The following is a 24,188-nucleotide window of genomic DNA, read 5'->3' as shown; positions in this document are numbered from 1 at the left end:
GTGAGGGATCCGGCGAATCCCGCCGAAAGGCGGAGGCCGTACCCCCCGAACGGTGGGTGGCAATTCCGACATCCGAACCGCAATCAGGCAGCCCCCACATGAAATGTCGTGAATTCAACTAAAGAAATTGCGGAAACCGATCGACCAGAGCGCGGAACCCCCGCCGATCCGACCCTCGCGAGATCCACCTCACCCTCCGCACACCTCGCGCCGCAGACGCACCGGCAACGAGGCCTCGGGTCGTATCCGCACCATCTGACGACAACTCAGCCGGGAATCCAAAGGCATACGCGGGTGATAGCCTTGTTTTCTGCGAGCGGGTGACCCCACAAACCCCGATGTCGCATCAGCTGACGAACCATCCGCGCACCGCTGAACCTCGGTGCGCACGCCCGGTCCGTTCCCCGTCCCGTGACCTGCCGAGTCGCAGCGGAATCGAATTCCGCCGACCGCCGGCGGCTCCACGATCGTCTCCGACCCGTAGGGCGAAGTCGTGTACCACACGACCTCGCTCCGCCCTCGCACGCCCAAAAGCAGGAATTGATGCCCGTTCAACCAATAGCGGAACTCGTACGCTTCGCCCGCCACAACTCGCCTTTCTACGCCGACCTGTACGCCGGCCTGCCGGCCTCTGTCGCGCGGTTGACCGATCTCCCGGTCGTCCCGCAGACCGAGTTCTGGCAGGCCAACACGCCTCGCGGCAACCGGCTGCTGACCGGGCCGCTGGAGGAGGCGGTCGTCTTCAAGAGCGGTGGCACCACCGGCTCGCCGAAGTTCTCGTTCTACAGCAGGGAGGAGTGGCGGGAGTTCACCACCTCGTTCGGTGCCGGACTGGTCGACGCCGGGCTGCGTCCGGGGCACCGGGTCGCCGACCTCTTCTACGCGGGCGACCTGTACGCCAGTTACACCTTCATCCTCGACTCGCTGCACCGCTCGCCCGTCTCCAACGTCCGGCTGCCGATCGGCGGGGCGGCGCCCCTGGAGTCGACCGCGCAGACCCTGGAACAGTTCGAGGTCGAGGTGGTGGCCGGCACCCCGACGACACTGTGCGCACTGGCCGACCACCTCCTGGCCTCCGGTCGTGAACTCCCCTCCGTGGAACTGCTGCTGTTCGGCGGCGAGGGCCTCTACCAGGACCAACAGCCGCTGCTGCGCAAGGTGTTCCCCAACGCCCTTGTCTCGTCGATCGGTTACGCCGCAGTCGATGCCGGGCTGCTCGGCCGCCCGGTATCGGGGCCGGACACCCGGGTGCACCGGGCGTTCACCCCGGAGACCGTGGTGGAGATCCTCGACGACCACACCGGCGAGCCGATCGGCACGGAGGGTGTACCGGGCCGGGTCGTGGTGACCGACCTGCGACGACGGCTGATGCCCGTGCTGCGCTATCCCGTCGGGGACCGCGCGGAATGGACCGACGTCGCCACCGGGCAGTTCCGCATCCTCGGCCGGGCCCAGGAGGGCGTGCGGGTGGGGCCGGTGTCGCTGTACACCCAGGACGTACTCGACCTCGTCCGGGCCGCCGACCCGGCCGGCCGGGTGATCGGCGTGCAACTGGTGGTACGCCGCTGGGAGGGCCGGGACGGGCTGGTCCTGCGGCTGGCCTGCGACGGGAACCCCGACGGGCTCCCCGAACTGGCCGCCGCCGTCACGACCGCGGTCCACACGGCGCGGCCGCTGTACCCGGCGGCGGTCGCTGCCACCCATGTCCATCCGCTCTCCGTCGCATGGGTGCGTCCGCACGAGCTCGCCGTCAACGCGCGGACCGGAAAGCTGATCCGCGTCCTCGACGAACGGCCGCACTCGTGACGGCGGTCGAGGCGGCCGGGGCAGCCGAGGCGACCAGGGCGGTCGAAGCGACCGAGACGGCCGCCCACCGCCTGCCGCTCGTCCTGCGCAACCGGCGCTTCGCCGCCGTCTGGGGCGCGCAGGTCCTCACCCAGGCCGCCGGACGGATGTTCCAGGTCGGCGCGGTGTGGTGGCTGGTCGGCTACGCCGCAGGGCCGGACCGCGGCCTCGCCTCGGGCGCCTTCCTCGCCGTCAGCACCCTGCCCGCAGTGGGGCTGGCGCCGCTGGTGGCCGCGCTCATCGCCCGCCACCCGCACCGCACGGTGCTGGCCGCCTCGGCGGCCGTCGCCGGCCTGGTCGCGCTCGGCACGGCGGGCTGGACGTACACCGCGACACCGCCGATGGCGGTCACGTACGGTGCCGCACTGCTGCTGGCGGGCTGCCAGGCGGTCTTCGACCCCTGCCTGACCACGTCCGTCCCCGAGCTGGTCCGGGACGCCGACATCGAGGCCGCGACCGGCTTCGAACTCGCCACCCAGTCGCTGGCCGGCCTCGCCGGCGGGCTGTTGGGCCCGCTGGTGGTCGACGGCGCGGGCCTGGCCGGCATCGTCGCCGGGTGCGCCGGGGCCTACCTGCTGGCGGCCGCCCTGATCGGCGCGACCCGCTTCCCCGCCGCCCCGGGGGCACCGGGCGCTCCGGGCGCGGACGGCCCGCCGCCCGCCGCCCGACGGCCGCTGCGCCGCATCCTGGCCGAACTGCCGTTCATCCGCCGGGTGCTCCTCTGCTTCACCGCGGCGAACGTGTTCACCACGGCGGTGTTCGTGGTGATGCCGCTGTACACCCGGACCGTGCTGCACGCCGACGGCTCGACCGTCGCGGCCCTGGAGGCGGCCCTCGGCGCCGGCACTCTGGTGGGCTCCTTCACGGGCAGCCGGCTCCCGGGCACGCCGACCACGGTCGGCGCCGGATGCCTGGGCCTGATGGCCGCCGCGCTCGGTCTGCCCGGCCTGGCCGCCGGGCAGGCGCCGGCCGTCGGGTCGATGGCGGTCGCCGGCTGGTGCGTCGGCGTGATCGGCGTGCGGTTCGTGGCGCTGTTCCAACGGCTGGTACCGGCCGAGGACCGGCCCGGTTTCTTCGCGGTCATGCAGGCGTTGCTCGGGGCGACCTTCCCGGTGTCGTCGCTGGCGTTCGGCCTGCTCGGCGACCACCTCTCGGCGCGGACGCTGTGCCTGGTCCAGGCCCTCGGCGTGCTGCCGGTCGCCGCCGCGCTGTGGTGGACCGGCCGACGCGAACCGGCCACCCCCGGGTCCGCCCCCGAGCCCGCGACCGCCACGGAGGCGGGCACGGCCACGGCCACGCAGCCGAACGGGGACGTTCGATGACCGTGACGATCGCCCCGGCGGTACCACAGGACGTCGCGCAGCTGCGGCAGCTCTACTTCGACGTCTACGGCCACGGCTACCCGGTCGCGCTCGGCAGTGACCCCGCGGAGATGCGCCGCCTGATCGACGACCCGCACACGCACTGGCTGACCGCACACCACGAGGGCGCCGGCCGCCTGGCCGGGTCAGTGGCGGTGCAGACCGACCCCGGCAGCCGGATCGGCAAGCTGGTGGGCCTGGCGGTCCACCCGGAACAGCGCGGCGGGGGCCTCGCCGGCCGGCTGACCGCCTCCGTCTGCGCGGACGCCTTCGCCACCGGCACGCTGGACTCGGTCTACGCGACCGTCCGCGTGGTCACCCCCGGTCCCCAACAGGTCTTCGCCCGCAACGGCTTCCAGGCCCTCGGCCTGATGCCGAACGCCGTCGAGGTGGCCGGGTGCGAGAGCCTCGCCCTGGTCGCCCGGCACGCCGACGGCGTCCTGGCCCGGCGGGAGAACGTCGGCGTGGTACCCCGGGCCCTGGTTCCGCTGCTGGACGCGGCCCGGCAGAGCACCGGCGTCGACTACGGCCGCCCTCGCCCGACGGACGCCCCCGCCCCGGCCGTCGAGCGGACCGCGCCGGTCACGGCGCCGATGGAGCTGATCACCGCACCTGGGTTCGTCCGCCGCCGCTTCCTCGAACTCTTCCCCGATCCGGGAGAACGGTTCTTCCCGCTGCACGCCCCGAACGCCGTGCTCACCCCACCGGACGGCGCGTTCGAGGCGTACGCCGACCTGGACCGGGCCGCGGCGAGCTGCTCGCTGATCGCGGTGCACCCGTCGCCGGCGGCCGTCACCGGGGCGCTCGAGCCGCTGATGGCGGCCGTCACCCGCGCCGGCGCCGACTATGTCGAGACGCTCCTGCCGCTGGCCGACACCGCCGGGCTCGACGCCTTCCTGGCCGCCGGGTTCATCCCGAGCGCCGTCTACCCGGCGATGCGCCGGATCGGCGACCGGTTCCACGACTACGTGGTGCTGTCCCGCACCAGCCGTCAGATCGACTTCAGGGCCGCGGCCGTCAGCAGTCGGCTCCAGCCCTACCTGCTGGCCTACCTGACCGCCTGGACGTCGACCTACCTACCCACTCCCGAGGTCTCCCCGTGACTGCCCAACCCGTGACTGGCCAACCCGTGAACGCCCATCTCGCGCCGGTCGGGGTTCCCGACCCGGCCGCGCTCCCGCACGTCCAGCAGCTCTGCGACCTGGCCTCCCCGTACGCGGCCGGGCCGGAGACCGACGCCCTGTTCGCCGCCGCGATGGCCGAGTCCCACGCCTGGCACGCGCAGCGCTCGCCGTTCCTCCGATCGCTGCTGGACGGCCCGGTGGAAACCCCGGCGCCGACCGTCGGCGCAGGGATCCGCACGCCCCTGGTGCACGCCAACTTCTTCAAACGCCACGAGGTGCTCTCCATCCCCCGGGAGGAGGTGTTCCTCCACCTCACCTCCTCCGGCACCACCGGCCAGAAGTCGCAGATGTTCTTCGACACCTGGACGATCCGCTCCGCGCAGCGCATGGTGGCCCGCATCTTCGACCACTACGGCTGGATCACGCCGGACCAGCCCGTCAACTACCTGCTGTACAGCTACCAGCCCGCTCCGCAGCTGAAGCTCGGCACCTCGTTCACCGACAACTACCTCTGCGACTTCGCCCCGGCGAACCACACCACGCACGCGCTGCGGCACACCGGCAGCGGCCACGAGTTCGACGTCCACGGCTGCATCGAGGCGCTGCAACGCTACGCCGAGGAGGGCCTGCCGGTACGGATCCTGGGCTTCCCCTCGTTCCTGCACTTCACCCTGGAGCGCATGCGCGCACTCGGCCTCCCGCCGCTCCGGCTGCCGGCTGGCTCCCTGGTCCTGCTCGGCGGCGGTTGGAAGGGGCACACCGACCGGCAGATCGGCAAGGAGCAGTTCTACGCCGGGGTCACGGAGCAACTGGGCATCCCCTCGGACCGCATCCGCGACACCTTCGGCTCGGTCGAACACTGCGTGCCGTACATCGAGTGCGGACACCACCGCCTGCACGTCCCGGTCTGGTCGCGGGCGGCCGTGCGCGACACCCGCACCCTGGAGCCGCTGCCGTACGGCGAACGCGGCTTCCTCCACCTCGTCTCCCCGTACATCACCTCGGTGCCGGCGCAGAGCGTCGTCATGGGCGACCTCGCCTCGCTGCACCCCGGGCAGGAGTGCCCCTGCCCGCTGCCCACCCCGTGGTTCACCGTCCACGGCCGCGCCGGGGTCAGCCGGAACCGCAACTGCGCGGCGGCCGCCGCCGAACTCCTGAAGGGGATGTCGTGACCATCGAACCCGTGACCACCGAACTCGCAAGGACCGGGCCACACTTCTGGCAGGGCTCGTTCATCGACGACGACGAGGCCGCCCGGCGTCTGGCCGAGCTTCCCGACCTCGCCGCGCGGACCCTGGCCGAACCCCTGCCCACCGAACTGGTGTTGAGCGCCTGCCAACGCCTCGCCGATGCCCTCGGCACCTCGGGCAGCCCGGTCCGCACCCGCCTCCTCGCCGAACTCACCGGTGGCGGCGTCGACCCGGACGACGCCGTGGCGACGCTCGCCGAGATCACCGGTGCGATCGCCCGCCCGGCCCTGGAACTCAAGCTCCGTCGCGAACTCGGCGGGCTGCGCCCCGAGCGGCTGACCCGGCCCGACGCGCGGGAGACCACCTTCGAGGCGTGGGCGCCGGTCGGGCTCCTGGTCCACATCGCCCCCGGCAACGCCGCCGCCGTGGCCCCGCTGAGCGTGATCGAGGGCCTGCTCACCGGAAACCTCAACGTGCTGAAGACCAGCAGCGCCGACACACCGCTCGCCCAGCACCTGCTCGCCGAGCTGGCCGCCGCCGACCCGACCGGTGCCCTGGCCCGCCGGATCGTCGCGCTACGCTTCCCCTCCGCCCGCATCGAGTGGCTGCGGCTGATGTGCGAGCCCGCCGACGCGGTGGCGGTCTGGGGCGGCGAGGACGCCGTCCGCTCGGTCTCCGAACTGGTCCCGGCCGGCTGCCGCCTGGTCGAGTGGGGGCACCGGATCTCCTTCGCCTACCTGACCCGTGCCGCCTGGTCGGACCGGGTGACCCTGGACGCGCTCGCCGCCGACGTCTGCCGCCTCGAACAGCAGGCCTGCTCCAGCCCCCAGGTGATCTACCTCGACACCGAGGACGACGACGAGGTCTTCGCCTTCGCCGAGCGCTTCGCGGCCCACCTCGCCGACGCCTCCGCCCGGCTGCCCCGGCCCGAACTCGAACCGGCCGAGCACGCCGAGATCACCACCACCGAACTGATCGCCCGCTTGGAGGAACACCTCGGCTTCACCAGGGTCCTGGCAGCCGAGGACGGGTCCTGGCGCGTCCTCGCCGACACCCGCCCCGCCCTGGCCGCCTCGCCGCTCCACCGCAGCGTCTGGGTCAAGCCCCTGCCCCGCACCTCCGTCATGACCGTGCTGCGACCGATGCGCCGGTACCTGCAGACCGCCGCGATCGGCGGCAGCCGGGCCGATGTCGCCCGGCTGTCGCAGGCGGTGGTCGCCGCCGGCGTGCTGCGGGTCACCCCGGTCGGCGGGATGCTCGACGGCTACCACGGCGAGCCCCACGACGGCGTGTACGCGCTCCAGCGCTACAGCCGCCGCGTCAGCGTCCGGACCGACGGAGCCTTCGCCACCACCGCCTGCCTGGACGACCTGGCGGCCCCGGCCTTCGTCCCCGCCGCGCCGAACGGCCCGCTGCTGGACAAGGCCGGGGTGCAGGAGCAGCTGCGCACCCTCGCGCCGGAGCAGGCCCACCTCCACTTCCGCAGCGGCGGCAGCACCGGGGCCCCGGCCCTGTCGGTGTTCACCAACGCCGACTACGACACCCAGATGCGGGCCGCCGCCGACGGCCTGCTCTCCGCCGGGTTCGACCCGGCCCGGGACCGCGCCGCTAACCTGTTCTACTGCGGCGGCATGTACGGAAGCTTCATCAGCTTCTTCTCGATCCTGGAGCGCCTCAACGCCACCCAGCTCCCGATCGCCGCCGGCCCCGACCACGCCGCCACCGCCGAGGCGCTGGTGACACACGGGGCGGACACCGTGTTCGGCATGCCGTCCTACCTCTGGCAGCTGTTCCACGCCCAGAGCACCGAGCTGCGCGCGTACGGCGGGATCCGCAAGGTGTTCTACGGCGGCGAGCACTTCACGGCGGAACAACGCCGGTTGCTCACCGAGGAGTTCGGCGTCGAACTGATCCGCTCGGCGGCGTACGGCAGCACCGACCTGGGGCCGCTCGGCTACCAGTGCACGCACTCCGAGGGCTCGGTCCACCACGTCCTGACCGACCTGCACACCCTGGAGATCCTCGCCCCGGAGGCCGACCACCCGGTGTCCGCCGGGCAGCCGGGCCGCCTGGTCTTCACCAGCCGCACCCGGGCCGGGCAGCGCCTGGAGCGGTACCAGATCGGCGACCTCGGCCGCACGGTCGAGGGCGTCTGCCCCTGCGGCAGCCACACCCCTCGCATCGAACTCCTCGGCCGGTACGGGGACGTCGTCCGGGTCGGCACGTACTTCTTCAACGTCCGGCGCTTCGTCGCGGTGGCACAGGAGGAGCTCGGCTACCAGGGAGAGCTGCAGCTGATCCTGGACGCCGGTGAGGACCGTGAGCGCGCCGCCGTCCGGCTCGACGAGCGGTACGCCCGGAACGGAACGGCCGCCCGCGCCGCGTTCCTGACCGCCATCCCGGAACTGGGCTCGGCCGTCGCCGAGGGCCTGCTCGACGTCACGGTCGAGACCGTCGGCTCCGCGGCCTTCGAACGGACGCCCACCAGCGGCAAGCTCCGGACGGTGATCGACCGACGGCGGATCACGATGTGACGCCGCCCGTGCTCGGCCGGGGCACCACACCCCGGCCGAGCACGACACCCGGTGAGGCCTGCGCCGGACCGGGGACCGGGTCAGGCCCGGCGCAGGTCCAGCATGGCGAACACCTTGTCGTACCGGCGCTCCCCGACGGCGACGTAGTCCGGCAGCCGCCCGTACTCGGTGAAGCCGAGGGCGAAGTAGAGGTGCAGTGCATCGGCGTTGTCGCCGCGGGCGTCCAGGGTGAGCACCTCGATGCCCGCCGCCCTCGCGTCGGTGATCAGCGCCGTGGTGAGCGCCCGCCCGATGCCGCGGCCCTGGGCGGCGGCGGACACCACGAGCTTCTCCAGGTCCGTGTGCGGGCGGTGGGTCGGGCGGTGGGTCGGGCGCTGGTGGCGCAGCCAGTAGCCGAACCCGGCTGGCCGCCCGTCCAGTATGTGGCGCCACGAAGTGGCACCCCAAACTCAGTCACGCGGCAGGGCGGCCAAGCGAAGCTGCTCCTCCTCCACGATCCGCACCGCCAATGATTGTTCCGAAACATCCACGGCCTCCGGCGTCGACTCCGCCACCTCGCTCCGACGCGCGTACTCGTCGAAGAGCCGGTCCTTCGCCCGCAGGATCTCCAGCATCCGCTGGTCGACGCTGTCGGCGACGAGCAGCCGGTGCACCTGGACGCGCCGGACCTGGCCCATGCGTTGGGCCCGGCCCACGGCCTGACTCTCCATCGTGGGCTTCACCTGCGGCTCGCACAGGATGACGACTGAGGCCGCCTGGATGTTCAGCCCCACACCTCCGGCCTGGATCTGGCTCAGCAGCACCGCGTGGCCCGGTACCGCGGCGAACTGGTCCACCACGTCCTGGCGCCGAACCGCCGGGAGACTGCCGTCGATCGGACCGAACGTCCTCTGGCCAAGTGATTCCCGGACGACCGCCAACACGTCGCGGAAGAACGAGAACACGACGACCTTCCGCCCGTTGTCGGCAGCCTCCTCGATGATCTCCCACAGTCGCTGCAGCTTCGCCGACCGCTCAGGGTTCGCGTACGCGGCAAGGCGCATGGCCATGAAGTTTCCGGCGGCGACGGCGTCCCGATATGCCGCGAAGTCGGCCGGCGTGAACTCCTCCCACTCGTCGACGTGAACGACATCAGGAAGCTCGGTGAGGACATCCTGCTGGTTACGGCGGAGGTAGGCCGGAGCCACCGCCTTCCGGAACGCCTTCGGACCGGCGGCGGCCGAGCCGTTGTGGATCTGAGACAGCAGTTCGGGCTGGAGGTAGTGCACAAGGTTGCGGAACTCCTCGACCCGGTTCTCCATCGGAGTGCCGGTGAGGAAGAGCACCCTCTCGACACGGTCGGTCCACGCGGCTACCGCCTGGGAGCGCTGCGCCTTGTGGTTCTTGACGTAGTGGGCGTCGTCGACCACGACCATTCCCACGGCCCGCTCCGGAGGGGCCTCCAGCTGGCGGAGGCCGTCGAATGTCACCACCGCGACACCACCGTCACGGAGCCACTCGGCACGTGACAGTTCCCGGTCCTGGCCGTGAAACCGGTAGGCGCGCAGGGTGCTCCGGGACTCGATCTCCCGGGTCCAGTTGATGAGGACGCTCGCCGGACAGACAACGAGGAAGTGTGTGCTCCCCTGCGCCCGGAGGTGCGCCATCGCCGCGATCGCCTGAACGGTCTTCCCCAGGCCCATCTCGTCGCCGATGATCACCCGCTTCTGCCTGAGTGCGAAGCGGGCTCCGAAGGCCTGGCAGCGACCTCACCGACGACACGCTGCGCGATCTCATTGCGCGGGCAGCCTCGGGCCCGGCGACGACCAGCCGGTGAAGCGCGATGACCAGGTGCCTCCGCACCCGCTACGAGCGACGCGCCGACCTCCACCAGGGACTGCTCGACCTCGCCTGCAGCATCATCTGCCTCCGGCGCCTTCGAAAGTCATTCTGAAATGATCAGTAAACCGCCCTCCGCCGACGTGCTCCCCGGTCGGCGGAGGCGCAGGTGCTCCCGAGGCGTCATCGATCCCAAGTGGCCACCGTGAAGCAGGCGGTCATGAACAGCCAGCCGAAGACGGGGATGCCCAGTGTGACGGCGAGTGGCGCCTGCGACGACACGAGAATGAGGCAGCCGAGGAGCGCCATGGGGGTGATCAAGACGTTTGCGCCGAAGGCGAGCGAGGTCACTCGTGTGCCCAACCGTGACCAGGTCAGGCCGACGAGGGTGAGTGCCGATCCCAGGGCGGCCAGGAGGGACACTTCGAGGCAGGCGAGCCAGGGCGTGTCCGGGTTCGGGCTGCGCTGCCCGTTGGAGGAGAGCTCGGCCACCCGTCCGCGGAAGACCATCAGGTCCACGTCCGTGCCGGTCTCCGCGGCGTAGTAGAAGCCCCGGTCGGCCTCGTACCTGTGCGTGGCGGCGGTCTCGTCCGCCACGGTCACGTAGTAGTCGGTGGAGTCGCCGCCGCTGACGATGTGCCGCTCCGTCACCTTGCCGGTCTCGTGCCGCACGCAGTCCGTGCCGGGCGTCTGCGCCGCCGTGCCGCACACCGGGGCGGTGCGGTAGGCGTTCTCCACGTCGTTCGCGTGGACGAACAGGCGGAAGCCGAACGCGGTGGTGGCCAGTCCTGCCAGGAGGAACAGGGTTTGCGCCAGCGCACGGCCGATCGCTGGGGAGCGCCGGGCCAGTGCCGGCGGCTTGGTGTCCCTGATTCAGAGCACCGGCGGCCCCGCCTCAATGCGGCGGAGCACCGGGGACAGGCGATCCAGGTCGGGGTCGGTCTGGATCTGCCGCTCGTCCCACCAGGTGGCGCCGGCGTCGTGCAGCGGACCGATCACGTCCTTGGCCTTGACCGCGTCCGGGGGCGTGGCACCGCCGAGTACGAACTCGAAGGGGCGTTCGGCCCCGGCAGAACGCTGCTTGCGCACATAACCGACCAGCTCCCGCACCTCCGCCGCATCCGGCACATGGCCATGCCGGGCCGTCTCGAACAGCGGCACCGCGCCGTCCCACCGCGCTGCCCGCCGCATGGGTGCACGACGCGGCCAGAACCCGCCGATCCACACCGGCGGACCCGGCCGCTGCACAGTGGCGGGCACCAGCGTCACGTCCCGGACCTCGTAGTGCCGGCCGTGGTGGTCCACCGGCTCGCCGGACCAGAAGCGCCCCAGCAGTTCCAGTCCCTCGTCCAGCCGCTCGGCGAGCAGGCGCGGCTCGGCGGCGTCGCCGAAGCTGCGGTATTCGTCCTCGATCGGACCGCCCAGGCCCGCGGCGAAGATCACACGGCCGCCGCTGAGATGGTCCAGAGTGGCCACCTGGCGGGCGAGTTGCTGCGGACGGTAACGAGGGACCGGCGTCAGTAGGGTGCCCAGCCGGATCCGGGAGGTCGCCAGCGCGGCCGCGGTCAGCAGCATCCAGGGGTCCCCGAAGGGACGCCCCTGGTGCTGGCGGTGCAGTACGTGGTCCCAGACGAAGAGCCCGTCCCAGCCGGCCTGTTCGGCGGCAGCCGCAACGGTCGCGACGTTACGGGGGGCGGCGAAGTCGCCGAAGTTGGGGATGTTGATGGAGAAGCGCATCCCAGCAGAATGCGCGGCCAGCCGTGAAGTGGCAATCGGATTCGGAGCCAGGCAACTTCCCGACAGACTGCCGACAGGCACAGGACTACGCCGCTCCATCGGGATACCCGAACCGCAGCTGGACTGACAGACCCAACCGTCGGGCTCCGCATCACGAGCAGGGCCCGGCTGCAGCTACGGCCACCACCTGGGGAATTACGTGACCACAGCCCTGGAGAATTACGGGCTCTGGCGAAGATCTTGTGATCGGGCCCGTGGCGTCGGTGTGGCCTGACAAGATGTCAGGCGTGTGATTCGCGGAACCTTGAGACGTTTCTTCCCTATTTGGCCGGTGTCGTAGTCGAGTTCGTCCAGCAGTCGACGGCACAGATCGTCCTGCACGCCCACGCGCGGCCGGCCAAGGCGATATGCCCGCACTGCTCCAGCCCGTCGGGACGGGTGCATGGACGGTACGTCCGGCGACTGGCGGATGCGGCGATCGGTGGCAGGGCCGTGGTCGTCGAGCTGCTGGTACGCCGTTTCCGCTGCCTGAACAGCACCTGCACCGCGGTGACGTTCGCCGAGCAGGTCGAGGGGCTTACGACTCCGCATGCCCGCAAGACCCCGCTGCTGCGATCGGTCCTGCTGTCCATCGCGTGCACGCTCGCCGGACGGCCCGGCGCCCGCCTGGCCGCGATGCTGGGCATGCGCGCCGCGAAGGACACCCTGCTGCTGTTGCTTCGCGCCGTGCCCGATCCTCCCGAAGCCCCCGTGCGGGTGCTGGGCGTGGACGACTTCGCGCTGCGCAAGGGCGACTCGTACGCCACCGTGCTGGTGGACCTGGAGGCCCGCCGGCCGGTCGACATCCTGCCGGGAAGGGAGGCCGAACCGCTGGCTGCCTGGTTGGCCGAGCATCCGGAGGTGGAGATCATCTGTCGGGACCGGGCCGGCGCCTACGCCGAAGGCGCCAGGACTGGTGCCCCGCAGGCCATCCAGGTCGCTGACGGGTGGCACCTGTGGCGGAACGTCGCCGAGGCGGTGGAGAAGACGGTCGGCTCGCACCACGGCTGCATCCGGTCCGCGTTCGCGGTAAGTCCGGCCGCCGATTCGGGCACGGCGGCCGATGCCCCGCAGCTCTTCGACCCTCCGGATGGGATGCGCGACTGCCTAGGTCGTCCGCGGCGCCTGGTCGCCCGCACCAAGGAACGCTACGCGGCGGTGCAGGAACGGATCGCCGAGGGCAAGTCCCTGACGGCGATCGGCCGGGAACTGCGGCTGGACCACTCCACCGTACGCCGATTCGCCCGCGCCACCGGCATCGACGAACTGCTGGTCAAGGCGGCCAACCGGCAGTCCATCCTCGACGAGTACAAGCCCCACCTGCACCAACGCTGGAACGAGGGCTGTCACGACATCCCCCGCCTCTACCGCGAAGTCCAAGAACTCGGCTTCCCAGGGGACATCCAAACCGTCCGCCGCTACCTGCGACAGGCGAAGCACGACGGACTGCCCGTGGTACCCCGTCCCGCCCCGCGGCCCCGCCGCGTGGTCCGCTGGATCACGACAGACCCGGACCGGCTCCCAGCCGGCGACGCCCAAGAGCTCAAGGAGATCCGGGCCGCCTGCCCGCACCTGGACGCCGCGGCCCGACATGTCCGCGACTTCGCCGCCATGCTGCATGACCGACGCGGCGACCTGCTGGTCGACTGGATGGACCGCGTCCTCGCCGACGACCTCCCGGCCCTGCACTCGCTGGTCGCTGGCTTTCGCCGGGACCAGGATGCCGTCGTCGTCGGCCTGTCCAGTTCCTGGAGTTCGGGCCAGGTCGCGGGCCACGTCACGCGAATCAAGCTCCTCAAACGGGAGGGCTACGGTCGCGCCAACCTGGATCTCCTGCGCAAACGGGTCCTTCTCGCGTCCTGACTTCACTCGCTCCGGCCGAGTGTCAGAAGAGCTGTCGCAGCCACGAGTTGAGAGCCGCATAGTCGCCTTCGGTCAGACCATGGCGGGGATCGACACGATGGAGCAGGGCCTGTCCCCGGTGGTGGGCGGCGACCCAGGCCCGATCGGTGTCGGTGACCTCGTCGTCGACCCAGGCGAACGGGCGCCCCGCCGCCCAATCGACTAGGGCGCGGGTCTTCCAGTGCAATCCGTTCCGCTCGTCCTGGTCATCGATGTCGGACGGCTCCGGCCAGGTCACCACGGCCAACTGTGGCAGACCAATGCGGGGCGCGATGCACTCGTTCGCATCAGCCATCCACGTCGTGGCCCAGACCACCTCGCACGGCAGCGCCGCCAGCCGCGGCCCGTGCGCGGGATTGATCCTCGTCAGGAGCGGATTCGCGTCGCCATCAAGCGGTTCAAGACCTGTCGGATAGGTCGGATACTGCTCGGGTGCCGCGCCGAACGGAATGAGTGGTCCGTCGACATCGAGAAACAGCAGCGGACGCTGCACAGAGCCAGTCACGGCAGCACGATAGCGACTCATCCCAACGAGCCCGCCCCGATAACGAAAGTCCTGCAACCAACCACTGCCGCCTGCTGGTCCAGCCGAGATCACAAGATCCTCGCCAGAGCCGAATTACGTGACCGTCGACAGCCGAAGCGCTGGTGATAGCCCTCGGCCCGTCGAACAGGCTGTCATTCTACCCAGAACCCAGTTCTTCATCCGGAATCATCGCGCTTGTCAGGACAGTTGGGGAGGACCGACGCCCTGTGCCCTGCCTGGCAGGTCGTGGGGCTCCTGATCTTGCCGAACACCCTTTCCTTCCATGGCACCCCGATTACGCTTGCCCCAGTCACGGCCAAGATCGAACGAGGGGGTACCGCCCATGCCGTACGAGATCGGCGCGAAGGTGAGGCTGACCAGGGATGTGCAGGTCACCGCAGACGGCACGGCGGCCGGGATCGGCTTCCCCGGTCCGCTGTTCCTGGCCGGGGGCTTGGCGGGCATCGTCACGGGCTCGGCAATGGAAGCCGGCGGCGTATCCCAGGACATGCTCGCGAGCTTCGATCAGCAAATCCGCGACAGCCGACTCCAGGGCTTCGCGGCCGACTTGGTCGAGGACCTCCGTCAGCGGGTCATCGGGCCGGGAGCGTTCGACGCCGGAGCTGGCGCTCAGATCAGGTACAGGGTGCGCTTCGAGAACGGGTTTGTTCTCGGCGGTATCGAAGAAGCCTGGCTGACCGGAGCCTGAGTATCTGCCACCGCGCCGCTGGCCGATGAGGGCGTCATGGTGTCCGTAGCTGGTTCTCACCGATCTCGGCGAAACCCGACCCGGATTCACACGGCGAGTGCGGTGTGTCCGCGGTGGTGATTGCAGGTGTGGGCCGCGGCAGGCGCGCGCGGGCAGGGGGCAGGCGCGCGAAATGGCGGAGGGAAACCGGCCAGGAAGCCGCACCAGCCACCGCGCCAAGCCGGCCCTCCTCAGGCCGGGTAGCTGATCGAGCCCAGCGGCGGGCAGGGGATGAGCGTGGTTCCGGCGCCGGGGCGTTCCACGAAGGCCCGGGCCTCGGCAGCCTGCCGGCGCCGGGTTTCCAGCTCGTCGGCGTGCCAGGCGTCGCGCATGGCACGGGGGTAGTCCCACGAGTCGTCGATGAGACTGAGGCTGGTGTTGCCGGAGCTGCGCTGGAACTCCGCCTTCACGGCAGCCTGTTGGAGAGCGGTCTGGGTCGCGGCGAGATCGATGCGGGTGATCAGGACGCCGAGGGTGTTCGGTTCGCGGGTCGGCATGGGGGCCTGCGGGAGCAGCGACACCCCGGTGTCGAGGCGGCCGATGTTGTCGACGCTCGCGTCCTGGGCCTCCCTCACCATGATCTGCATCTCCCGGTGCAGCCAGAAGAACTCGTCGAGGTCGGCCTGGGTGATACGCATCCGCTCGTACAGGGCCCGGAAGCGGGGGTCTTGGTGCAGCGGGAGCATGAGAGCCATGTGGAGCGCCACGCAGTCATTGAAGCCCCCTGACACCGCGGCCTCGAGGTGGAGGATGGCCAGTTCCGCCTGCCCCTGCGCGCACGCCAGCCCACCGAGGCTCGCGCGGCCCGAAGCGGCGAGCCACGCACCGTCGGGGCCGAGCGCCGTGGCACGCGCGACGAGGTCGTGGAGGCCCCTGGTCCCCGCCACGGCGGGTCCCTTGGTCAGGAACTCCACCAGCACTTCGTGAAGACGGGTGGCCAGTGAGCTGACGGTGTCGACCATGGATCTCCTCGGGCCTCGGTGGTGAAGAGCTATAGGGGCGTCGAGTCTGTGGCAACCCCCCTGGAGATGACGGGCGGACGAGGTGAGCGGTTCCTGCTCGTTCCCGGCCGTGATCACGAGTGACATCGGACCTGATGGGAGTGGCTGTTTGGCCCGGCCGGAGTCTCCGCCTACCGTCGTGCCACGTCGAACGGCTGGCGACCATGCCGGTTCGGTCAGTGGTGCCAATCTGCCGCGCCTCGTCCGGGTAGACCGTCCGCCTACCTCCCGTGCCGGGACCGGTGGGTGGCGATCAGATCGCGGTACCACGCGTACGACGCCTTGGGCGTGCGCTTCTGGGTCTCGAAGTCGACGTGGACGAGACCGAATCTTTGATTGAACCCTTCCGACCACTCTAGGTTATCAATCAGTGACCACGTGTAGTAGCCGCGGACGTCGACGCCCCCGGCGATGGCTCGGGCGAGGGCGTCGAGGTGGGTGGCCAGGTAGTCGATGCGGGGTTGGTCAGGGGTGGTGGATTCGGTGACGGAGCAGCCGTTCTCGGTGATGGTGATGGGCGGGAGGGCCTTGCCGTACAACTCCTGGAGATTGAGGAGAAGTTGGCGGAGGGCGTCGGGGACGACGGGCCAGCCGAAGGCGGTGTGGGGCACGTCGGGGATGTCGACCAGGCCGAAGGGCAGGCCGGGGTCGGTGGGGGCGGCGACGCGGGTGGGGTTGTAGAAGTTGAGGCCGAGGCCGTCGAGGCCGGGGGCGTGGATGAGGTCGGTGTCGCCGGGGTGGACGGCGCCGTAGATGTCGTCGGGGACGCCGAGGGCCGAGAGGTCGGGGTAGCGGCCGAGGAGGACGGGGTCGGTGAACAGGCGGTTGTGGAGGGCGTCGTAGGCCTCGGCGGCGGCCGCATCCTCGGCGGAGTCGGAAGCCGGCCACACCAGGGTGAGGTTGTTGGAGAGCATCACCCGCAGGCCGCGCTCGTGGAGCAGCGAGGCGGTGAGGCCGTGAGCGAGGAGCTGGTGGTGGGCGGCCGGGAGGGCGTCGAACATCAGGGTGCGGCCGGGGGCATGGATGCCGAGGGCGTAGCCGAAGACGGTGTGGACGAAGGGCTCGTTGAGGGTGATCCACTCCGGGACGCGGTCGCCGAGGCGGTCGGCGACGATCGCGGCGTACTCGGCGAAGCGGTACGCGGTGTCGCGGTTGAGCCAGCCGCCGTTGTCCTCCAGGGCCTGCGGGAGGTCCCAGTGGAAGAGGGTGGGTAGCGGGGTGATACCCGATTCCAGCAGGGCGTCGACCAGGCGGTCGTAGAAGGCGAGACCAGCGGGATTGACCGCGCCCGCGCCAGTGGGCAGGACGCGGGGCCAGGCGATGGAGAAGCGGTAGCCGTCCAGTCCGAGGTCCTTCATCAGCGCGATGTCCTCGGGGTAGCGGTGGTAGTGGTCGCAGGCCACCGCGCCCGTGTGCCCGTCCCGGACGGCTCCGGGCCGGGCGGCGAAGACGTCCCAGACGGAGAGGCCACGACCGTCCTCGTCCACCGCCCCCTCGATCTGGTAGGCCGCGGTGGCGACACCCCAGCGAAACCCCGCCGGCAGGTCGAAACGATCCGGCATGGCAGCCTCCTGACGAAAATGTGAGGAGAGCTCATGTTACTGACGTCACGCCGAAACGCCAGAGGAGACCCGTCTCCGCGGACGGGACCGCCGCAGCGCCGCTGGTACGCCAGCGCCTCCTCGCACGTGCCCGCACCCCTGCTGGAGACGCTCACCGCCGCCGCCCTCGACCCCTCCCGGTGCACCGGTACCTGCGGCGCGACGAGCTTGCGCACCTGCCCGTGAGCGGCATCGCGACGCCCACCGCGCCGAGCCCGCTGGAGGTGGCGCGCGTCCACGCCGCCACCTCCCGCTCAGCCGCCGTGACCGCCACGTTTGCACCCAGGTCGCCAATGCAGATGGCGTATTGCCACTGGTCGACCGAATCTGAGTCGTTCGCTCCCGCCTCCTCGGCAGTGGCGCACCCCCGGCTTCGAGCTCGAACACGCCCTTACGGACGGTCGTCTCACCGGCACCGGTGGCCCCGCGTCGCGACCAGAGCGGCCGGCGTTGAACCACCCGGCCCGCCGCCGCCCACAACGGCTCAGATTCCTCGCGACCTTCAACGCCTCTCTCTTTGCTCCCATTGTCGTGATTCGTACCCGCATTCGGACGACGGACCCCGCTCCGCACTCGGCTCAGCGACCGGTCCAGACGGGGTCGCGCTTGTCCGCGAAGGCCCGGACTCCTTCGACCGCGTCGCTGCTGTGCCTGCGGCGTTCCTCCCAGCGGTACTCGGCGGTGAACGCCTGCGCAAGGGGCATGTCGACGGATTTCGTAGCGGCTTCCTTGATGGCCCGGACCGAGAGCGGGGCGCTGCGGACCAGGTCGTCGGTCCACTGCTGGACGCAGGCGTCCAACCGGTCGGCCGGTACGACCTCGTTGACGAGCCCGTAGTGCATGGCTGTCGTGGCGCTCAGCCGACGGCCGGTGAGCAGGTAGCCCATGGCGATCTTCTCCGGCAGCTGCCTGGCCAGCCGGAAGGCACCGCCCGCACCGGGCACGAGACCGAGCCGGGCCTCGGGCAGGGCGAAGACCGCCTGGTCCGAGGCGATGATCAGGTCGCAGGCCAGGGCGAGTTCGAAACCACCGCCCAGGGCGTGACCGTGGACCCGTGCGAGCACCGGTTTGGACAGCGTGAAGCGGTCGGTGAGCCGGGGCCAGCCCGGCTGCCCACGGCTGCCGAAGGTCGTCGGAGGGACGCCCTGCCGGTCGAGATGGGCCCGCTCCTTGAGGTCCTGGCCCACGGAGAAGGCGCGTTCACCCGCTCCGGTCAGCACGGCGACCCTGATGTCGTCGTCGGCCTCGACGTCGTCCCAGATCTCGGCGAGCTCCTCATGCATGCGCAGATCCATCGCGTTGAGCACGTCGGGGCGGTCGAGCGTGACACGGGCGACGTGGTTCTCCTTCTCGTAGCGCACCCGCTTGCGGTCGCTGGTCATACGGAGGCCCGCCCTTCGAATCGGCCGACCTTGTCGATCACGTCCTGGCTGTAGAGCCGCAGAGCCTGCTGGAGGGCGAACTCCGCCATGTACGCGCGGAACCCGTGCGGTGACTCCTCGGCGAGGTGCAGCATCCGCCGGTTGGCGAGCACGGCGTCCCCGTCGAGTCGCGCCAGGCTCCGCTCGATGGCGGCGTCCAGCTCGTCCGGCTCCACGACCTCGTCGACCAGCAGCCGCGCCTCGGGTTCCTTCGCCCAGATCCGCCGGCCCTCAAGGATGAGCTGCCGGGACAGGCGCGGCCCGGCGAACCGGCCGAGCCGCAGGTTCGCTGCTCCGGGGATGATGCCCTCCTTCGCCGCGGGCAGGCTGAAGTAGGCATCGGAGGAGGCGAGTACGCGGTCGAAGACCAGCAGCAGCTGGGCTCCGCCGCCGATCGCGAAGCCGTCCACTGCGGCAACCCACGGTTTGTCGATCCGGGGTGAGTGCCACGAGCCGGGTCGGCCGTCGTCGGCCAGCACGCCCCGGACGAGCTTGTGGATGTAGCCGAGTTCCCGGCGCAGCAGGAAGTCGACCAGTGAAATGCCACCGGAGCTCAGGTACTTGAGGTTGATTCCGGCGCTGAACACCCGTTTTCCCCGGTAGCGGGGATGGCTCATCTCCCCGCCGCGCAGCAGCCCCACCCGGACGGCCGGATCGAGCAGGGCGAGGTCGACGGCGGTTTCCATGTCGTCGACCTGCTGGCCGTCCTCGGCGTTCAGGCAGTCGTCGCGGCACATGGTCAGCCGCGCCACTCCGTCCCGGCGTTCCAGGTGGACGGCTTCCATCTCCACCTCACCGGTGCGCAGGAAGTCCGGAAGCAGCTCCAGGGCGCGCGTGGTCGGGCGGAGCATGGCGTCCAGCAGATGCGGGCCGGCGACGGGCGACCGCAGCACCGCTCGCAGGAAGATGCCCTGGTCGATCTCGTGGCCCTCCTTGGCGGCCTGAGGCAGGGACCGCTCCGCGGCGAGCTGCTGCCGGGTGGGGACCAGCCCGGGGAAGACGGCGGCAGCGGCTTCGACGAGCTCCGCGAGCCGCAGGTGAATGCCGCGGTGCTCCGTGAGCCGGTCGTAGACGGCGTCGGCGTGGGTGTCCAGGAAGCGGACGCGCAGCGCACGGGCAGCGTCGTGGGCGGCGGCGATCCCGGCTCGCTGGGCGGGTGAGCGCGCGCCGGCCTCCGGAAGTGCGGCCAGCAGCTTCTCCACTTGCGCGGCGGCCTCGGTCAGAGCCGGCCAGACGCCGTCGGGATCCTCTCCGGGTGGCAGGCCGGTCGTCATAGCGGCCCCTCGGCTGCGTCCTCCCCGCGCAGGGCGCGGTCGCAGGCGGCCAGGTGGGCGCCGAGGGCGTCCTCGAAGCTCGTCGTCGTGGCGTCGAACAGGAGCTGGCGTCGGATCGCCACCTCCTTGCCGGCCAGACCGGCGACCAGTTCCGCCGCGGCCTCCACCGCGGCCGCCGGATCGTCGGCCAGTTCGTCGACGATTCCCAGCCGCACCGCATCGGCAGCGCTGAGGGGCAGGCCGAACAGCACCGCCCGGCGGATCCTGCCGAGGCCGACCTGCTGGACGAGCCGGTGGCCGGCCATCCCGGGCCAGGTCGCGGAGCCGTCGCGCGGGACCAACAGCCTGGTACCGGGGGCAGCCACGCGGATGTCGGTGGCCAGCAGCGCGTCCAGGGCCGACCCGCCGCAATCACCCGAGGCCACCGCGACCGTGGCCATGGGGAGCCGTTCCAGCCGGCGCAGGACCCGTTCCCACTTGGTGACCAGCATGACGTCCAGCCCGCTGGTCCAGGCCCCCTCGGGGGCTCCGGCGACGTGCACGGTGACCATGCCGGCCCCGCCGTGGTAGCGGGCCAGGTCCTCGGCCCGGTCGCAGATGGCCGCGAGTGCCTTGACGGAGGCGGCCGACGGCGGCTCCGTCCCGTCGATCGTCAGGTTCAGCGCATCGTCCACGCTCTGCGGCCTCACCACTGGACCAGCGCCGTTTCGATCGTCGAGCCCGGTCCCATGGTCACGAACACTCCATACTCTCCCGGTCGTGCGATGCCCTCTTCGAGGAGCCGTTCGTACGAGAAAAGGAACGAACCGCTGGAGACATTGCCGTGGTCGCGCAGCACACCGATGGTGTGCCGGACATCGTGGCGAGTGAGTCCGAGGTTGACGACGACGGCGTCGATCACCTTCTTGCCGCCGGAGTGCACCACCCAGTGTCCGATGTCGCTGTAGCGCAGACCCGTGCCCGACAGCAGGCGGTCGACGACGATCTCGGCGTGCGCGCCCACCACGTAGGGGATCTGCGGGTCCAGGAAGAAGCTGAACCTGTCCTGCGTGCGGTCCCAGTCGTAGCGCATGGCGTCGATCGCCTCGGGGATGATGCAGCTGGCGAACTTCAGAACGGCCGGGCCCTCGGAAGCGGCCGTCGTGGCGCCGCTGGGGTCCGCGAGCAGCGCGACGGCCGCCGCGCCGTCGCCGAACAGGCTGTTCACGACCGCGGTCCGCATCGTCGAGTCCATCGTGTACGCGGCCGAGCACGCCTCCGCACACAGCACCACGGCGAGTTCCCCGGGATGGGCGGCGGACCAGCCCGCCACCACGTTGAGGGCGTTGAGTCCCGCGTTGCAGCCCATGCCGACGATGTCGCTGCGGCTGCAGTGGCGGTCGACGCCCAGTTCCCGTATCAGCAGCGCACTGAGTCCAGGGGTGAGGAAACCGGTGGACGTCACGCAGCACAGGTGACGCAGATCCGAGAGTTCGGCACCGCACCGCTTCAGACAGGCGTGCAGGGCCGCGGCACCCATCTCGATCGCCAGCTGCTTGTGCTTGTCGAGCAGGTCGCCCTGGGACTCCGAGACCCGGCCGTCGTCGCTGTCCTCGGGCGGCAGGACGAGGTTGCGTCGCTCGATGGCGCTGTTGAGGAAGACGGAGCGGACTTTGGGGTCGGTGATCCCGAAGGCGTCGAGCACTTCCTGCTGGGAGTAGGACGTACGGGTCACGGCCGTGCCCACGCCGACGATGCGGGGCCGTGGGAGAGTTGTGAGGGCGGAGTTCTGTGCGGACAGTACCTCCGTCCCCAGGACAGGGGCGTCGAGTACTACCGGATGGTCGACGTTGACGGTCACCGGAACGTCCACCCCCACATGCGCGGCTTACTGCGCGGCTTGTGAATGACGGCGTCTTCGGTCATGTTCATTACCTTTCCTGATGAGTTGCGATGGTTCGTCAATTCCTGGTCGTCATGACATCGCGCTCTCCGCCTCGATGAAGCGCGCGAGCCTGGCGGTCCCCTCGTTGATCTCAGCGGGTGTCAGATAGCTGGTGGAGAGCCGGATGCCGTGGTGTCCGCCCTCTCCCGGGTAGAAGTGCTCCATCGGCGTCCAGATGACGCCGAAGTCCTCTGCGGACCGGGTGAGTGCGGCGCCGTCCGCCCGGAACGGGACCTGAACGGTCAGGAAGAAGCCGCCGGTCGGTTCGTTCCAGCGCACCCCCAGAGCCGCTCGCCGGTCCGCCGGAAGACGTGCGTCCAGGTGCCGGAGCGTGCACTGCATGGCGTCGCCGTAGTACTCGCCCGCCCTGGCGTTCAGCTCGGAGATCCGGCCCTGCGCGGCGAGCAGCGCGCCCGCCACGGCGGCCTGGCTCAGCGACGAGGTGTTCACCGTCACCATGCTCTTGATCTTGGCGAGTTCGTCCGCGAGGAGGCTGATCAGGCCGGCCTGGTCCACGACCAACTGGTCGGCGACGGCGAAGCCGACTCGGGCGCCGGGAAAAATCGTCTTGGAGAAGGAGCCCAGGTGAACGACCGTGCGGGCCCGGTCCAGGGACTTCAGGGTCGGCAGCGGGGGGCCGGGGCTGACCATCCGGTAGGGGCTGTCCTCCAGGATGAGGATGCCGTGACGCGCTGCGAGTTCCAGGAGTTCGGCGCGGGCCTGCGGCCCCATCGTGTTCCCCGACGGATTAGCGTGGTCGGGCACCACGTAGAAGGCACGGGGACGGCGCCCACGAGCCCGCTCGTCCTGGATCGCCGCCTCCAGGTCGGCACAGGAGAACCCGTCCTCCCGCTCCACGACCGGAGTCAGCGCGATGTCCAGCAGGCGGGCCGCGCCGGTGATCCCCACATAGCAGGGGCTGGAGACGAGCAGTACGTCGTCGGGGCCGCTGATCAGGGCACGCAGCACCAGCAGCATGGCCTCCTGGGCGCCGACGGTCACCACGATGGACTCGGGGGGGACGTCGATGTTCTCGTCGGCGCGGAGCGAGTCAGCGATGACCTCGCGGATCTGACCGGCCGTGGGACCGTACTGGTACATGGCGGTGCGGATCTGCTGCGGTGAACCGCCCTCCTCGACGAGGTGCTCCAGATACCGGCGGACGTACGAGAAGATCTGCTCGGTCTCGAAGAACCCGTCATAGGGACGACCGGGCGCAAAGGAAATCGCGTCGGGATAGCGAAGCGTGACCTCGTTGAGGAAGTTCATCGTGTCCAGGACCGGATCGGAGACGCTGCCGTGCAGGTCCGCCTTCCGCAATGCCACCGGTTCGGCCGTCGCCAGGAAATCCGACGGCATGGAGACGAGTCCTTCATGCGCATGATGTGCATATTCGTGCGCGCCGCGTCCAGCCATAGGTTCCCCCACGCGAAATAATTCAATGAGTGTCGGGGTCTGCCGATACAGGATCACACACGGGGATGCGTTCGACAACCGCCGTCCAACCGGCATAAATGCTCACTTGGACACGGCTTCCGGCGGAATGCCGTCTCCTTTTCGCACCATTTCCGTGAAGTACGGTCCGGTGCTGTCCGGCCGTACCGCTTCCCATCCGCCGGCCCTGAGCGAAGCCACGATCCGGTCGGCGGCGCCCGGCCGGACGGTGAACCCCACGGTGAGCGCGCCGGCCTCGTCGGCGTCGACGGCGGCGTCCTCGGAATCGACGCCGAAGTCCGCGCTGGCGCCCAGCAGCCGCGGCAGTTCCCGGGACGGTCCGGTACGGTCACACGCACCGCGCTGCCACCCCCGCAAGCACCGTTCCGACCTGGCTCGGCGGTACTGCAAGCACGGCCAGGTCCACCTGCTCCGGCGGAGTCCGGGTCAGTCCCGCACCGAGCGCAGCGGCCGTCCTGGCCGCGGAGCGGTTCCGGTCGGACAGATGTACCAGTACTCCCTGCCGACTTGCCGCGAGCGCGACCGAGGTACCGATCAGACCTGTGCCGATGACGGCCATGGTGCGAATCATGAGACATCACCCGTTCGAAAGGCCACCGGCCATAACCAGAATTCCGACCGGCAGTACCCGGCGGACCGGGAGTCCATCCGTCCAGCAGTCCTCTGCTTTTTTCCCGCGGGGGCAGCT

18 protein-coding genes and 4 pseudogenes are annotated in these 24,188 nt (G+C 70.5%); 8 read left to right on the top strand and 14 right to left on the bottom strand.

The genetic code is table 11. The annotated features are described in order from the left end of the window. Window positions 1–543: 543 nt before the first annotated feature. The 5 genes from ACWC9T_RS11375 to ACWC9T_RS11355 are packed head-to-tail and all read left to right on the top strand — an operon-like array spanning window position 544 to window position 8,054. Entirely contained in the window at window positions 544–1,806 is a 1,263-nt protein-coding gene (locus ACWC9T_RS11375; protein WP_449820810.1) for a phenylacetate--CoA ligase family protein, read from the top strand. Beyond that, on the top strand, window positions 1,803–3,167 hold the full coding sequence (locus ACWC9T_RS11370; RefSeq protein WP_449820809.1) for an MFS transporter: 1,365 nt from the start codon (window positions 1,803–1,805) through the stop codon (window positions 3,165–3,167). The genes ACWC9T_RS11375 and ACWC9T_RS11370 overlap by 4 nt, the downstream gene beginning before the upstream one ends. Continuing rightward, on the top strand, window positions 3,164–4,309 hold the full coding sequence (locus tag ACWC9T_RS11365) for a GNAT family N-acetyltransferase (RefSeq protein ID WP_449820808.1): 1,146 nt from the start codon (window positions 3,164–3,166) through the stop codon (window positions 4,307–4,309). The genes ACWC9T_RS11370 and ACWC9T_RS11365 overlap by 4 nt, the downstream gene beginning before the upstream one ends. A 26-nt stretch (window positions 4,310–4,335) precedes the next feature. Next, entirely contained in the window at window positions 4,336–5,502 is a 1,167-nt protein-coding gene (locus tag ACWC9T_RS11360) for a LuxE/PaaK family acyltransferase (RefSeq protein WP_449820818.1), read from the top strand. Beyond that, window positions 5,499–8,054: an acyl-CoA reductase gene (locus tag ACWC9T_RS11355; protein ID WP_449820807.1), complete on the top strand. Its 2,556-nt coding sequence runs from the start codon at window positions 5,499–5,501 to the stop codon at window positions 8,052–8,054. Before ACWC9T_RS11360 ends, ACWC9T_RS11355 begins: the two co-directional genes overlap by 4 nt. A gap of 80 nt (window positions 8,055–8,134) precedes the next feature. Here ACWC9T_RS11355 and ACWC9T_RS11350 read toward each other — a convergent pair. Continuing rightward, window positions 8,135–8,473 (bottom strand): annotated as a pseudogene (locus tag ACWC9T_RS11350) (N-acetyltransferase family protein); the annotation flags it as partial. Window positions 8,474–8,503: 30 nt separating this feature from the next. Beyond that, a pseudogene (locus ACWC9T_RS11345) lies at window positions 8,504–9,793 on the bottom strand (DEAD/DEAH box helicase); the annotation flags it as partial. A gap of 95 nt (window positions 9,794–9,888) precedes the next feature. On the opposite strand from ACWC9T_RS11345, the pseudogene ACWC9T_RS11340 reads away from it, so the two are divergent. Continuing rightward, window positions 9,889–9,987: pseudogene (locus ACWC9T_RS11340) on the top strand (IS5/IS1182 family transposase); the annotation flags it as partial. Between the two features lie 68 nt (window positions 9,988–10,055). Here the strand turns inward: ACWC9T_RS11340 and ACWC9T_RS11335 are convergent. Both ACWC9T_RS11335 and ACWC9T_RS11330 read right to left on the bottom strand, forming a co-directional pair. After that, window positions 10,056–10,610 carry a hypothetical protein gene (locus ACWC9T_RS11335; protein ID WP_449820806.1) on the bottom strand — a complete coding sequence of 185 codons (555 nt, stop codon included), beginning with the start codon at window positions 10,608–10,610 and terminating at the stop codon, window positions 10,056–10,058. 135 nt (window positions 10,611–10,745) lie between these two features. Beyond that, the gene (locus ACWC9T_RS11330) at window positions 10,746–11,609 is read right to left on the bottom strand and encodes an LLM class flavin-dependent oxidoreductase (protein ID WP_449820805.1); all 864 of its coding nucleotides are present in this window, start codon (window positions 11,607–11,609) and stop codon (window positions 10,746–10,748) included. Between the two features lie 324 nt (window positions 11,610–11,933). Between ACWC9T_RS11330 and ACWC9T_RS11325 the strand changes: the two genes are divergently transcribed. Next, window positions 11,934–13,511, top strand: a complete 1,578-nt coding sequence (locus tag ACWC9T_RS11325; RefSeq protein WP_449820804.1) for an ISL3 family transposase — start codon at window positions 11,934–11,936, stop codon at window positions 13,509–13,511. Between the two features lie 22 nt (window positions 13,512–13,533). Here the strand turns inward: ACWC9T_RS11325 and ACWC9T_RS11320 are convergent, their stop codons facing one another. Continuing rightward, window positions 13,534–14,055: an HAD domain-containing protein gene (locus ACWC9T_RS11320; RefSeq protein WP_449820803.1), complete on the bottom strand. Its 522-nt coding sequence runs from the start codon at window positions 14,053–14,055 to the stop codon at window positions 13,534–13,536. Between the two features lie 364 nt (window positions 14,056–14,419). Between ACWC9T_RS11320 and ACWC9T_RS11315 the strand changes: the two genes are divergently transcribed. After that, window positions 14,420–14,785 carry a hypothetical protein gene (locus ACWC9T_RS11315; RefSeq protein ID WP_449820802.1) on the top strand — a complete coding sequence of 122 codons (366 nt, stop codon included), beginning with the start codon at window positions 14,420–14,422 and terminating at the stop codon, window positions 14,783–14,785. Window positions 14,786–15,015: 230 nt separating this feature from the next. Here the strand turns inward: ACWC9T_RS11315 and ACWC9T_RS11310 are convergent, their stop codons facing one another. From ACWC9T_RS11310 to ACWC9T_RS11270, 9 genes and pseudogenes are all read right to left on the bottom strand, one after another. Next, window positions 15,016–15,786 carry a hypothetical protein gene (locus ACWC9T_RS11310; protein WP_449820801.1) on the bottom strand — a complete coding sequence of 257 codons (771 nt, stop codon included), beginning with the start codon at window positions 15,784–15,786 and terminating at the stop codon, window positions 15,016–15,018. Window positions 15,787–16,046: 260 nt separating this feature from the next. Continuing rightward, entirely contained in the window at window positions 16,047–17,387 is a 1,341-nt protein-coding gene (locus ACWC9T_RS11305; RefSeq protein ID WP_449820800.1) for a GH1 family beta-glucosidase, read from the bottom strand. A 617-nt stretch (window positions 17,388–18,004) separates the two neighbouring features. Beyond that, on the bottom strand, window positions 18,005–18,808 hold the full coding sequence (dpgD, locus tag ACWC9T_RS11300) for an enoyl-CoA-hydratase DpgD (protein WP_449820799.1): 804 nt from the start codon (window positions 18,806–18,808) through the stop codon (window positions 18,005–18,007). After that, complete coding sequence (gene dpgC / locus ACWC9T_RS11295) at window positions 18,805–20,121, bottom strand: (3,5-dihydroxyphenyl)acetyl-CoA 1,2-dioxygenase DpgC (protein ID WP_449820798.1); 1,317 nt, start codon at window positions 20,119–20,121, stop codon at window positions 18,805–18,807. Before dpgC ends, dpgD begins: the two co-directional genes overlap by 4 nt. Continuing rightward, complete coding sequence (gene dpgB, locus ACWC9T_RS11290; RefSeq protein ID WP_449820797.1) at window positions 20,118–20,795, bottom strand: enoyl-CoA-hydratase DpgB; 678 nt, start codon at window positions 20,793–20,795, stop codon at window positions 20,118–20,120. Before dpgB ends, dpgC begins: the two co-directional genes overlap by 4 nt. Window positions 20,796–20,806: 11 nt before the next feature. Then, complete coding sequence (gene dpgA, locus ACWC9T_RS11285) at window positions 20,807–21,916, bottom strand: 3,5-dihydroxyphenylacetyl-CoA synthase DpgA (protein WP_449820817.1); 1,110 nt, start codon at window positions 21,914–21,916, stop codon at window positions 20,807–20,809. 159 nt (window positions 21,917–22,075) lie between these two features. Then, a complete protein-coding gene (locus ACWC9T_RS11280) occupies window positions 22,076–23,404 on the bottom strand; it encodes an aminotransferase-like domain-containing protein (RefSeq protein WP_449820796.1) in 1,329 nt (442 codons plus the stop codon). A gap of 159 nt (window positions 23,405–23,563) precedes the next feature. Next, complete coding sequence (locus ACWC9T_RS11275) at window positions 23,564–23,857, bottom strand: hypothetical protein (protein WP_449820795.1); 294 nt, start codon at window positions 23,855–23,857, stop codon at window positions 23,564–23,566. After that, window positions 23,838–24,071 (bottom strand): annotated as a pseudogene (locus ACWC9T_RS11270) (NAD(P)-binding domain-containing protein); the annotation flags it as partial. The pseudogene ACWC9T_RS11270 and the gene ACWC9T_RS11275, both read right to left, overlap by 20 nt. Window positions 24,072–24,188: the final 117 nt, after the last annotated feature.

It is taken from the genome of Kitasatospora sp. NPDC001159 (assembly GCF_053598235.1).
The sequence above is the reverse complement of the archived record's forward strand: the minus strand, read 5'-3'. Positions and strand labels throughout refer to the sequence as shown.

What these genes read in the sequence shown, in the direction of transcription:
- ACWC9T_RS11375 (WP_449820810.1), top strand. Translation starts at nt 544, where the DNA reads ATGCCCGTTCAACCAATAGCGGAACTCGTACGCTTCGCCCGCCACAAC.
- ACWC9T_RS11365 (WP_449820808.1), top strand. Translation starts at nt 3,164, where the DNA reads ATGACCGTGACGATCGCCCCGGCGGTACCACAGGACGTCGCGCAGCTG.
- ACWC9T_RS11330 (WP_449820805.1), bottom strand. Translation starts at nt 11,609, where the DNA reads ATGCGCTTCTCCATCAACATCCCCAACTTCGGCGACTTCGCCGCCCCC.
- ACWC9T_RS11315 (WP_449820802.1), top strand. Translation starts at nt 14,420, where the DNA reads ATGCCGTACGAGATCGGCGCGAAGGTGAGGCTGACCAGGGATGTGCAG.
- ACWC9T_RS11310 (WP_449820801.1), bottom strand. Translation starts at nt 15,786, where the DNA reads ATGGTCGACACCGTCAGCTCACTGGCCACCCGTCTTCACGAAGTGCTG.
- ACWC9T_RS11305 (WP_449820800.1), bottom strand. Translation starts at nt 17,387, where the DNA reads ATGCCGGATCGTTTCGACCTGCCGGCGGGGTTTCGCTGGGGTGTCGCC.
- dpgD (WP_449820799.1), bottom strand. Translation starts at nt 18,808, where the DNA reads ATGACCAGCGACCGCAAGCGGGTGCGCTACGAGAAGGAGAACCACGTC.
- dpgC (WP_449820798.1), bottom strand. Translation starts at nt 20,121, where the DNA reads ATGACGACCGGCCTGCCACCCGGAGAGGATCCCGACGGCGTCTGGCCG.
- ACWC9T_RS11280 (WP_449820796.1), bottom strand. Translation starts at nt 23,404, where the DNA reads ATGCCGTCGGATTTCCTGGCGACGGCCGAACCGGTGGCATTGCGGAAG.